The sequence below is a fragment of the Ardenticatenales bacterium genome (assembly GCA_020634515.1).
Classification (GTDB): Bacteria; Chloroflexota; Anaerolineae; order Promineifilales; family Promineifilaceae; genus JAGVTM01.
Genome location: JACKBL010000003.1, coordinates 82,279 through 93,673 on the forward strand (window position 1 = coordinate 82,279; position 11,395 = coordinate 93,673).

At 60.2% G+C, this 11,395-nt stretch carries 12 protein-coding genes; 10 read left to right on the forward strand and 2 right to left on the reverse strand.

Annotated elements, in window-relative coordinates; genetic code table 11:
• From H6650_09285 to H6650_09330, 10 genes are all read left to right on the forward strand, one after another.
• Entirely contained in the window at nt 1-1,197 is a 1,197-nt protein-coding gene (locus tag H6650_09285; GenBank protein MCB8952189.1) for a hypothetical protein, read from the forward strand.
• Nucleotides 1,198-1,237: 40 nt separating this feature from the next.
• A complete protein-coding gene (locus tag H6650_09290; GenBank protein MCB8952190.1) occupies nt 1,238-1,942 on the forward strand; it encodes a CAP domain-containing protein in 705 nt (234 codons plus the stop codon).
• A 97-nt stretch (nt 1,943-2,039) separates the two neighbouring features.
• A complete protein-coding gene (locus H6650_09295; protein MCB8952191.1) occupies nt 2,040-3,215 on the forward strand; it encodes a ThiF family adenylyltransferase in 1,176 nt (391 codons plus the stop codon).
• A gap of 219 nt (nt 3,216-3,434) precedes the next feature.
• Entirely contained in the window at nt 3,435-3,710 is a 276-nt protein-coding gene (locus H6650_09300; protein MCB8952192.1) for an EsaB/YukD family protein, read from the forward strand.
• 182 nt (nt 3,711-3,892) lie between these two features.
• Nucleotides 3,893-4,435, forward strand: coding sequence for a hypothetical protein (locus tag H6650_09305; protein ID MCB8952193.1), 543 nt, complete (start codon nt 3,893-3,895; stop codon nt 4,433-4,435).
• Nucleotides 4,410-5,249: a Mov34/MPN/PAD-1 family protein gene (locus H6650_09310; GenBank protein ID MCB8952194.1), complete on the forward strand. Its 840-nt coding sequence runs from the start codon at nt 4,410-4,412 to the stop codon at nt 5,247-5,249. The genes H6650_09305 and H6650_09310 overlap by 26 nt, the downstream gene beginning before the upstream one ends.
• 25 nt (nt 5,250-5,274) lie before the next feature.
• Nucleotides 5,275-6,450 (forward strand): hypothetical protein, encoded by a 1,176-nt coding sequence (locus H6650_09315; protein ID MCB8952195.1) that lies wholly within the window; start codon nt 5,275-5,277, stop codon nt 6,448-6,450.
• 358 nt (nt 6,451-6,808) lie between these two features.
• Nucleotides 6,809-7,231 (forward strand): hypothetical protein, encoded by a 423-nt coding sequence (locus tag H6650_09320; GenBank protein ID MCB8952196.1) that lies wholly within the window; start codon nt 6,809-6,811, stop codon nt 7,229-7,231.
• 107 nt (nt 7,232-7,338) lie between these two features.
• On the forward strand, nt 7,339-7,854 hold the full coding sequence (locus H6650_09325) for a hypothetical protein (protein MCB8952197.1): 516 nt from the start codon (nt 7,339-7,341) through the stop codon (nt 7,852-7,854).
• Nucleotides 7,855-8,022: 168 nt separating this feature from the next.
• Nucleotides 8,023-9,528 (forward strand): carboxypeptidase M32, encoded by a 1,506-nt coding sequence (locus H6650_09330; GenBank protein ID MCB8952198.1) that lies wholly within the window; start codon nt 8,023-8,025, stop codon nt 9,526-9,528.
• A 15-nt stretch (nt 9,529-9,543) separates the two neighbouring features.
• On the opposite strand, the gene H6650_09335 is transcribed toward H6650_09330, so the two are convergent.
• Entirely contained in the window at nt 9,544-10,263 is a 720-nt protein-coding gene (locus tag H6650_09335; GenBank protein MCB8952199.1) for a 1-acyl-sn-glycerol-3-phosphate acyltransferase, read from the reverse strand.
• A gap of 87 nt (nt 10,264-10,350) precedes the next feature.
• Nucleotides 10,351-11,391, reverse strand: a complete 1,041-nt coding sequence (locus H6650_09340) for a LysM peptidoglycan-binding domain-containing protein (protein ID MCB8952200.1) — start codon at nt 11,389-11,391, stop codon at nt 10,351-10,353.
• Between the last annotated feature and the right edge of the window lie 4 nt (nt 11,392-11,395).

An 11,395-nucleotide genomic window follows, 5' to 3' on the forward strand; every position in this document is an offset into this window, starting at 1 on the left:
ATGGAGAATCAATCCACGCGGCTTGTTCGTTCCATTCGAGATCCGATCCAGTTGGCTGATTTCATACAGCGGTTGGCGGAGTGGCTCATTAAAGAGTTGAACCGTGGGTATGAGCGCGTGCCGGCATTTACGGAATCACGAGCCAGGGCACTACTGCGGGTAACGGAAGTCATCGACGACCCCACGCTGGGCGATTTTGATCGCCTGATGGCGGACGAAGGCGCGGCGCGGCTGGCGCTACACGACCTGCTGCACGAAAGTGGGCTGAGCGAAAGCGCGGAAGCCGTGGGACTGGCCACCGCCAGCGCGGCGGCCACGAGCGCCCCGGCAACGCTGCCCTGGCTGCCGCTGGCAGTGGCCGCTTACGCCTGGAAACGCGGGTTTCCGCTGCACCAGCTTGACCCTGCTTCGCCGCCGGATGGATTCAGTCCTGCCGGCATTTTACTCAAAGACACCGCCCAATTCATACGCCAGCAAGTCCAACGCTCCCCCACGGAACGCGACCGCCTGCGCCGCCAATTGGCCTTTTCCGGACACATCCTGCACACAGAAAGCACCACATTGGACACCATGCCCCACGTAGACACCCCCGTCGTGCCCGCCCCCTCCGTCTACCGCCCCCCCATCCCCGTGCGTTACCCGGAGGTTGCGCGGGACGTGCTGCACGTGCAGCCGCCGACGGATCAAGAAACCCCACCACCCGTTACTCGCGGCGAACCGCTCGTCATCACGGACGAGGACGTGCGCCAGGCCGCGCCACCCGCGCCACTGCGCGTCGATCCACCGCCGCCCGCGCCCACACCCCCCAGCCCGCTGCCACCGTCCGCCGTGATCATGCCCAATTCGGCAACCAGCCGCCGCCCCAGCCTGAGCGTGGGGCAGCGGCGCGCGGCAGGCAGCCAGGCAAGGTCCACAAAGCTGCGGGTGCTGGTGCAGCAAGTAGCAGACGGTCCCGGCCTGTATGGGGTGCAGGTACGGGTCTCTTGTCGTCGTGTGCGCGCGGAAGTTGCCGGCACAACCAACCGTGACGGACACTTCCTCTGCGAACTACCCGTCAAGGAAACCGAAGGACTCACCTACCAGGTCGAAGTCACCTGGCCGCAAGACCTCGGCGGCAACATCGAACGCAAAGCCATCACCCTCAACGCCGACCGCACCGAGTTTACGCTGCCCTTCTACCGCCAATACCAGGCGTAACCCCACCGGCTGCTCACCACGTCACTGAATGCAAACGAACATGGACGACTGGTTGCAACTGACCGAAGAAGACATCGCCCGCGCCCACCGGTTGACGCGGGCGCAGCCCCCCATGCCCGACGTGGTGATTATCACGCCCGCGGACATGACACCACCATCCACCCCGTCAACCGTGCCGGGTGGAGACGAGACGCCCGCGCTACGCGCTGCGCCCACCGCGCCTACATTGCGCATCACCCTGGACGACCTGACGCCCGCCCCTCCGCAAGCCCAACCAGACCCAGAGCTGCGCCGCCTGGAGCAGGTCATGTTCGCGCTGCTGAACCAGGCGCGGCAAATGCACCTCCCCGGCTGGTTAAGCACCGGCCAACTCACCTGGCAGGACGAACTGGCGAATATCGCCCGCGGTCATTCCCAGGACATGCTACAGCGACAATACGTGGCACACGTCACGCCGGAAGGCGTCACCGCCGCGCAACGGCTGGATCAGGGGCACATCCGCTACCTGGCTTGCGGCGAAAACATTGGCATCGTCTATGGCGAAGCCAGCCACGGCGAACAAGGGTTACACGAAATCCATGACGCCTTCATGAACCAGCCGCGCAGCCTCTCCAACCATCGCGGCAACCTGCTCAATCCCATCTGGACGCACGTGGGCATCGGCATTGCCTACAGCCGCGATGGCACACTGGTCGTCACGCAGAACTTCATCTCCGCGCCCGCTGCTCGCCTGCGCGGACGATAATCAAACTTCCCGGAAGCTGTTTTGATGCCAAATGAGCTGAATAATGCGGCGTGTTGAGCTTGAAATCGAGCTTCCGGGAAGATGAAAGGAACCCTTTATGACAACTCCTATCGTCATCACCGATCCCGACACCGACCGCTACCACACATTTGGCTACATAAGTTGGTGGAAGCAGGAGGTAGTACGCGAGGCCACCGTCATGGTCGTGGGCGCGGGGGCATTGGGCAACGAAGTACTCAAAAACCTGGCTCTAATGGGCATTGGCAACCTACTTATTGTGGATTTCGACACCATCGAAGACAGCAACCTGAGCCGCTCCGTCCTGTTTCGCCAGGGCGACAACGGGCGGCGCAAAGTGGACGTAGCCGCCGAGCGCGTAAAGCAGCTCAACCCGGACGTAAACGTGATGGCCTGGCATGGCAACATCAATTTCGAAATGGGGTTGGGTGTGTTCCGCCACGTGGATGCCATCATTGGTTGCCTGGACAATCGGGAAGCGCGCCTGTCCATCAATCGTTTTAGCTGGGCGATCAACAAGCCGTGGGTCGATGGCGCGATTCAAGAGTTGATGGGCATTGTGCGCGTGTTCTGGCCCGGACAGGGTGCGTGCTATGAATGCACACTCACCGACCTGGATTACCAGATCATCAATTTGCGCTACTCCTGCCCTCTGCTGGCACGGGAGAATATTCTGCAAGGCAAAGTGCCCACAACCCCCACCAGCGCCTCTATTGTGGCCGCCTTCCAGACGCAAGAAGCGTTGAAACTGCTGCACGGAATGGAAGTGCAGGCGGGTAAAGGGCTACTGATTAACGGCTTGACAAACGACGTGTACACGACTGAATATCCCGTCAAGGAAATGTGCATGAGCCACGCGACAATGGAACCGATCCGGGAACTGCCGCTCGCGCGCGCGGCGGAAACCACTGTAAGCGAGCTACTACAGGTGGCGCGGGAGCAGTTGGGCGATGGCACGGTGCTGGAACTGGGGTTTGAGTTGGTGACAGGGATGCGCTGCCTTGATTGCGAGCAGGAGACGCCCGTTTTTCAGCGCATGGCGCGGCTGTTTGAAACGCAAGCCGTCTGCCCCAACTGTGGTGGACGGCGAGAGATGGTGTTGACCCACCGTATCGGCGGGGACGAGGATTTTCTGGACCGTTCGCTGGCAGCGTTGGACTTGCCGCCACTGTCCATCATTCGTGCCCGCAATGGACGCAACAGCGTTTACCTGGAACTGTCCGGCGATATGGAGACGTTTCTTCAGTTTACCTGAGGAACACCGTTTCTTGCGGGACACCAACAAGCAAGAATACGCAACTCCCCTTTCCATTTCACGTAATAATTAGCGTATGAACTTTTTTGGAATCGTCCGCCCCTGATAAATGTTAATCCGGGAGAGAGCACGAAAATCCGGCAGACTTTTATGATCGACGGCGGTCTGGGGTAATGAGAAACAAGCGATTCCGCCCACGTTATGGAGGAAACCAAACTAATGGCAAGCGTCAAAGTAATCATCTATGATCCGACTGGCTCGAAGAAGACTCCGGTGGAACTTCCCGCCGACGTTCCCATGCGCCGCCTCATTCCGGCGCTGGTTACGAAAATGGGACTGCCTACCACGCAGGGGGCGAATCCTATAACGTACCGGTTGGATCATCGTGAATCTGGCAAGCGAATTGGCGACGAGGAATCTTTGAAAGATGCCGGCGTGAAGGATGACGATATTCTCAGCCTCTTCCCGGAAGTGACGGCGGGGGCGCAGGCGTAAGGCCACGAGACACAGGACTGCACCGCACCCGCCGGCAGGAACATGCCCGGGGCTATTGCAGGTTTTTCTGGCTGCCGGCATTTCTCACCCGGAGCGCGTGATTGGTGGGGGTCTGGTTTCAGGCCCCACTCACGCCGGCGTAAGGCAAAAATGCCGGCATTTTCGCGCCACTGGAGGCGTACATGGCGTTTAGCAATGATATTCGTGAGACCCGTTTGCGGAACGATCACAACCGCGTCATCGACCTGGTCAAACGGAGCGAATTCGTCTTCATCATAGACACCGACGGCGATCCCCCGGAGCGGTATCGCATTCGTTTCACCTGCAAAGGCGTGGAGAAACTCACCCCCAGCAACCGCCCCGTCTACCGTGAACTGCACGAAGTGACCGTTTATTTGCATGCGGAATACCCCCTGAAGCAGCCGCAGCTCAAATGGCTCACCCCCATTTTCCACCCCAATATTCACCGCACGGGCGCCGTGTGCATTGGCGCCTGGTGGCCGGCCAAAACACTGGACGAACTGCTGCTCACGTTAGGGGAGATGATCCAATACAAAAACTTCGACCCCATGGATCCCATGAATTCGCAGGCCGCCAGTTGGGCGCTGCGCAACAAAAACCTCTTTCCAATTGATGACCGCCCTCTAAAAGGACAGTCACTGGATGACCTGATTATCTTGGGCGATGAAGAGGAAGCAGATGACCTCAGCATCAACATTCTCTAGCGAACCGGATACGGTAACGGAGTCGCCGGACGCCCCCATGGGCCTGCACGTGCCATCGGGACCACGGCTTGACCAGGCGGCGCTGGATAGTCTGCCACAGGCGATGCCGGCAGCATTCAGCGGCGACGTCGTCCTCCACGGCGAGTTTCCCCAGCAAAAACAGGTGCGCGTTATCCTGGCGCAGAATGCCATACAGCAGATCCAGACGCACACGATCAGCGATATGGATCGGGAAGTAGGCGGCGCGTTGTTGGGGCACGTATGCCGGCATCAGGCGCAAACCTTCGTCGAAATCCTGGCCGCCATGCCCGCTCCCAGCAGTGACCACGGCCCCGTCCACTTCACCTTCACAGCCGACACCTGGGCACACATCAACCACGCCCGCGAAGCCGAATACCCTGACCTGGACATCGTCGGCTGGTTCCACACCCACCCCGACCTCGGCGTCTTCTACTCCGCCGATGACGTTGTCGTCCACTCCGCCGCCTTCACCCTCCCCTGGCAAGTGGGCCTCGTCGTCGATCCCTTGCGCCAGGAAGCGTGCTTCTTTGGCTGGGAAATCGCCAGCCACGGCAAACAGATTCTGCCCATCACCGGCTTCTACGAATGGCTCGACCAGAAACCCGGTAGCCTCGTCGGCTGGCAGATCACGAACGAACCATTTACCGAAACCAGCAGCCGCGTTATGCTGGCGCAACACGTAGGTCCCGGACTGCCTCCCATCAGCCCCTGGTGGGGCGTTTTCCTCGGCAGCCTCAGCCTGATCATCAGTCTGGCCTTGCTGCTAGAGCGACTGCTTTCCGCGCCCCGCTGACCCCCCGCCCTGACGGACCACTCACATGATTGAAAGCAACGAAACATCTTACCTGGCAATCATTACGATTTCCCTGCCATCCCACGACCAGGCGATTACGGCCCGCGTGATCATGCACCCCTCAGACACGGTGGACATTGGCGACGACCAGGCCAAACGGCTGGGCGATTGCACGCTGGCGGAACTACAAACCTTTGCCGATGCGCTGGAAGCCGACGTCTGGCAGGCGTATCAGGCGATTCGGCTGGCGGACCTGCAGCAGCAAGAAGACATCACCGTTGGCGCGTGCCTGGCGGAATCAACCGGCGGAACGCTACCCCTGGACACCCTGCTGGATCACATGATTCTGCTTACCCCGCCCGTGGCCACCGGGGAACTGGCGGACACCGTGGCGGAAGCAGCGCCGCCGGCGGCGGACGTTAAGGCGCAAGCGGACCTGGAGCCGGAAAGCGTGCCGGCAAAACCCATCCCCGAACCGGCGCAAGAAGCGGCGCAAGAAGCGGCGCAAGAAGCGGCGCAAGAACCCGCGCAGGAACCGGCGCAAGAAGCGGCGGAAGAACCCGCGTCCGTCGCCGAAGAACAGGAACCGGCCATCATGGTGGCGGAATCGGAGCCGGTGCATGAGGAACGCGAAGCCCGCCCCGGCATGACGGCACGCCCCATATCCCCACCACACATCCGCATTCTGGGAAAACGGCGTCCCCTGGGGCATTCAACCTGGACGGCGGTGGATATTTTGATGAACGAGCCGGCGTTCCGTGATACCCAGGCACACGCACTTTCAAGCATGAATCGGGAAGTTGCCGGCATGCTCATAGGTCCCCCTCCCGAAAAACAACCCGATGGCCGCTACCTGGTGCATATCACCGACATCATCATCGCCAAACATACGCGCATGCACGGTGCCAGCGTCACCTACACCCCGGAAAGTTGGCGGTACATCAACGACAAACTCCAGGAACGGTATCCCGAAGGAGACGCCGTCATCGTCGGCTGGTATCATACCCATCCCGGCTTCGGGATTTTCCTCTCCGGCATGGACCAGTTCATCCACCAGAACTTCTTCACGCAGATATGGCATGTGGCCCTGGTGCTGGACCCCCGCGCCCAGCGCACCGGCTTCTTCTGCTGGGACCGCCAACGCTCGCGCGTGGATCCCTACGAATTTCCCTGGCCCGCCTGGGCACGCGACGCCTGGTAAGGGCGCATCCGTTAATCAAGGCTTCGCTCGGGAATTGACCCGAAGTGGCTATCCGCAATTAAATTGGCGCAAATGTGCGGACAGCTTGTCAGCAACATAACGGGTGCATGAATGCAGGAAAGACTGCTGCATCGTCTCCCGGTTCAATGGTATAATAACCGCAGTTGGTTTCCGTTGACTGTTGATTGTAAGTAACTACTAACGCTCTTTGGAAATTGCACCAATTTTACGCGCGCAATGGCCATGCTCACTAAAGAAAATTGGGCCAATCTGGCTTAGCAGTTACGATTGTAAATCGGTACCGGTTAACGCCCGCAAAAACCCGCTATAGGGCGCGTCTCTAACCCGCCTTCTAAAGATGATCGAGAACGATCCACTCATTATTTCCACCGAAGACATCAGCCAGGCCAACCAATTGAGCCTGAATTGCCCCATTTGCGCCAGCGCCGTGGAAAAAAACGTGGATGGCGCGTCCCTGGCGCCCGTGGTTTGCGTCAAGTGTAGCACGCTTTATCACCAGGCGTGCTGGGAGCAGAGCGGCGGCAAGTGCGCCATCCTGGGCTGCGGCAGCAGCGAGTGCCGCCCCTATGGGCAAGATTTAGGTCCCATTATGCGGATCACGTACGGCGACCTGCCAAAGGAAACCCCACGGCCATCTCCCAATGGGTATGAGAAGCGGTTGAAGGCGGAAGAGCAGCGCCGCCGCCAGGAAGAGCGCCGCCGCCCCTTCTGGATCATCTGGTTCGAGCGCCTGCTGCGGGCAATTCGCATTTTGGAGTAGACAGCAACTGCTAACCCTCTCGTGGGCTGAGCTTGTCGAAGCTCCTGTTGCCTTCGACAGGCTCAGGCAACGGGCCAGTCGTTGAAATAAACACACAATCACTGATCATGGCTGTAACGCCCATCCACCTTGACCAGGCCTCTCCCTTCATCGGAGAGGCTTGCGCGTTATGCAAAGAGGAATTTCGCGCCGGCGATGAAATGGTCGTCTGCCCGGAGGATGCGGCGCGCCACCATAAGGCGTGCTGGCAGGCAAACGGTAATCGCTGCACGGCGTACGGCTGCACGGGGCGGGGGGAAGTGGTGGATGTGATGACGCGGCCACCGCGAGAACGACGACAGACGATGCGCCCCGGCGCCCCCGTGACCTCCGCTAACAGAACGTCTAAGGTGCGCGTTATGCCGGCAACCAGCTTCTCCTGGGCGCAATCCTGTCTCATCCTCTCCATTGCCGTCGCCATCATCCTCTGCTCCGTGGGCTGCTTCGGACTCTGGGCCATTGCCGACTACATCGCCACCAACATCCTGCACTGGCCTTACCGTGGCGAGCCGGCGGGCTGGCTGCCGTTGTGGCAACTTGCCCCCCTCCTCAGCAGCGCCCCTTATCTCCTCTCTTTGCTCTGATACACGCCGTCCCCGCTTTTTCTTTTTCCCTGATAACGGCCAAGCTCCAGAGAGCGTTAGTAGTCACCTTTTTCTCCGCTAACTTTCCGAGGTACAATTGTCGCGGCTGCCCGCGCCGGGCAGTACGTTTGACGCGACCTATCCGCTGTTCACAACAGAGAGCTTCCCATGACCTCCCCTTTTGATATTCTCCTGGAAAAAGTCAACGAATTGCACGACTTGCAGAAGGCGCTGATGCTGCTAAGTTGGGATCGTGAAGTGAATATGCCGGCAGGGGGAATGCCGGCACGCACCCAACAAATGACCACCCTCAGCCGCCTCATCCACACCCTGCAAACCTCCCCCGAAATGGGCGACCTGATCGAAAACGCCGCCGCCAGCCTCAACGACGCCGCGTACGATTCCTTTGCGGCCAGCCTGATACGGTATCTGCGCTACGATTACGAGATCAACACGAAATTGCCGTCGGAATTCGTCGCCCGCCGCACCCAGATCAGCGCCCAGGCCAACGTCGCCTGGAAAGCCGCCCGCGCACAGGACGACTTCGCCATCTTCCAGCCCTGGCTGGCGCAAGTCGTCGCTCTGGGACAAGAAATGGCCGACCTTTACGGCTACGAAGACGAGAAATACGACCCCCTGCTCGACAAATTCGAACGCGACGCCAAAACCGCGCAGGTGCGCGCCATCTTCAACGTCGTCAAAGAAGCCACCGTCCCCCTCCTCCGCGCTATCCAGGAACACGACAAACCCGTAAATAGCAGCATTCTGCGCCAACCCTACGACGTAGCCCGGCAAAAGGAATTCGCCCACTACATCGCCACCGCCGTCGGTTACGACTTCAGTCGCGGCCACCTGGGCACAGCCACTCACCCCTTCGCCACCAGCTTCTCGCGGGACGATGCGCGCATCACCACCCGCTGGTACCCCGACTTCCTCAACCCCTCCCTCTTTGGCACGCTGCACGAATCCGGCCACGCCATGTACGAACAGGGCACGGGGCCAGAACTGGCGCGCACGCCCCTCGCGCGCGGCACGTCCTCCGGCATCCACGAATCCCAATCGCGCATGATTGAAAACAACATCGGGCGCAGCCTCGGCTTCTGGCGCGTCCATTTCCCCAAACTGCAAGCCCTCTTCCCCGACACCCTGGGCGCGGTCAACCTCACCGATTTCTACCGCGCCATCAACAAAGTACAGCCATCCACCATTCGCGTGGAAGCGGATGAACTGACCTATAATTTGCACATTATCTTGCGTTTTGAGTTGGAACAGGCGCTGATTAACGGCGATCTGGCCGCCGCGGATGTGCCCGCCGCCTGGAATGACAAAATGCAAGAGCTTTTGGGCATCACGCCCCCCACCAACCGCGAAGGCTGCTTGCAAGACATCCACTGGTCCCGCCCCAGTTTTGGCTACTTCCCCACCTATGCACTGGGGAACCTGTACGCCGCTCAGCTCTTCGCCGCCGCCCAGGAGCAAAACCCGGCCATCCGCGCCGACGTGGAGCAAGGCGATCCTATCTCCTTGCTGCAATGGCTGCGCGATAATGTCCACCGCCACGGGCGCAAATTCACGCCTTCGGAACTGGTGCAGCAGGCCACCGGCCAGCCGCTCAGCCACGAACCTTTTGTGCGCTACATCACGGCCAAATTCAGCGACATCTACGAACTGTAGCGGGGTACGCGGCTTTTAAGGCTGCACGCCTTCCGCTTGCAGACAATACGGCCACGGGTCTTCGCCACGCAGCAGCGCGGCGAGGGCCGGGCTGTCTTTGTAATAACCGTGGTATTGGGATGGCAACATGCCGGCAATATGCACCATAATGTAATGCGTATAGGCGGCCAGATCGGATGTGCGCGCACGGCGACCCAGGTCCGGCAGTTGGATAGGCTGACCGATATGGCATACCAGTCGGGTCCGCCGCAAATGCTTAAAGTTCTCCCCCACCACATCCGTATTCACCACTGCCACGGGCAGCAGCGGCGCGTTGGTGCGGCTGGCGAGATAAGCGGCCCCATCCTTCGCCTGAATCAGCGCCCCCACGCGGCTGCGCGTCCCCTCCGGAGCCAGACCAAAGACTTCGCCGCTTTCAATCGCCTCAATCGCCTCTTTTAACGCTTTGCGGTCCACTTCGCCACGGTTGATGTAAACCGCGCCCCCCGCCTTCATCAACGGTCCATAAACGATGTTTTTGGCCCATTTTTCGCCCGCGAAGAAGCGAATACGCATGGGCGGAACGGGCAGCGCCAGGAACAGCAGCGGCGCGTCCGCTTTGCTCATATGGTTGGTAACAATGATGAAGGGGCCTTTGGCCGGGATGTTTTCCTGCCCAAAGAAGCGGGCACTGCCCACAATGAACAGCAGCAGGCGCATCACGCCACGGAGGATGTAGAGGAAGATGGTTTGCATTTATGCATCCTTGTTGGTTCATTCTCCAGTTTGGTTCATTCTTGGAGAATGAATCAATCTTGGGGAGAACTAAATTCTGGGCGGCCATTAAGGTTCCGCTTGCAGCCCGTAGGCCGCCAGTTGGTAGGATACGGCCCGCCCACCCGGCGGCGTCATGTCGAAGGAAAAGGGGATTTGCCCGCTTGCCGGCATTTCATCCGTCCAAACATGCTGATAATAACCCGTAACGCGCTCTTGCGCATCATAAAATGTGCCCACCAGCAAAATCTGCGTGGCCGACGCACCGCCCACGTTGGTGATTACCCCGGCCAGTCTCGCCTGATTCTCCCCAAGATTCGCCTCATCCACCGTAACCGCCAGGTCCAGGTAGCGCGTGCCCAGGTCAATGACCGTATCGCCGCCGCTGATGGAGATGCGCGTGCCGGCAAATCCATCGGGACGACGCGGCAGCAAGACGCCAAAGGGGGCACGCTGACCGGGCGGAAGGACGGGCGCGACCACCCAGGCGGTGGTTGTTTGTTGCACATCCCCGACGGCGTCGAGGAGATCAAGGGTTAGTTGTAGGTTTTGTGCCGGCATTTCCCCCTCATTCACCACCTCCCCCAACAACCACAACCCATCCAGCGGCGTCTGATACGGCGTCACACTCACCACCGCCACCCGGATCGGCACCGGTGTGCTGCCCCCACCCTGAAACACAGGCGTCGCCGGCGGCGGCAGCAGCAGCATCTGCCCAATTTGTAGCAAATTCGGACGCACCCCCGGATTCAAAGCCAAAATCTCATCCACCGTGCGATAACTCTTGGCCGCAATCACCCAGATGGTATCCCCCTCCACCACCTGATAGGCAATCGGGGTCGGCGTCGGCGTCTCCGTGGGCGTCGGCAGCGGCGTGGGCGTCGTCTGAATCACGGCCACCGTCGGCGGCGCAACCGTAGCAAAGGACACGCCCACGGCAGGCGTCAGCGTCATCGTCGGTGTGCGCGTGAGGAGCGGTGTCGGCGTGGGCGCAGGTTGGGTGCAGCCCACCAACAGCAGCGCCACACCCCACCACAGCCACGCCCAAAGCCGCCGGGCACGGCTCAACGCCAACCATTGCCCCAGTGACGAACAACGCGAAGCAGGCAAAACA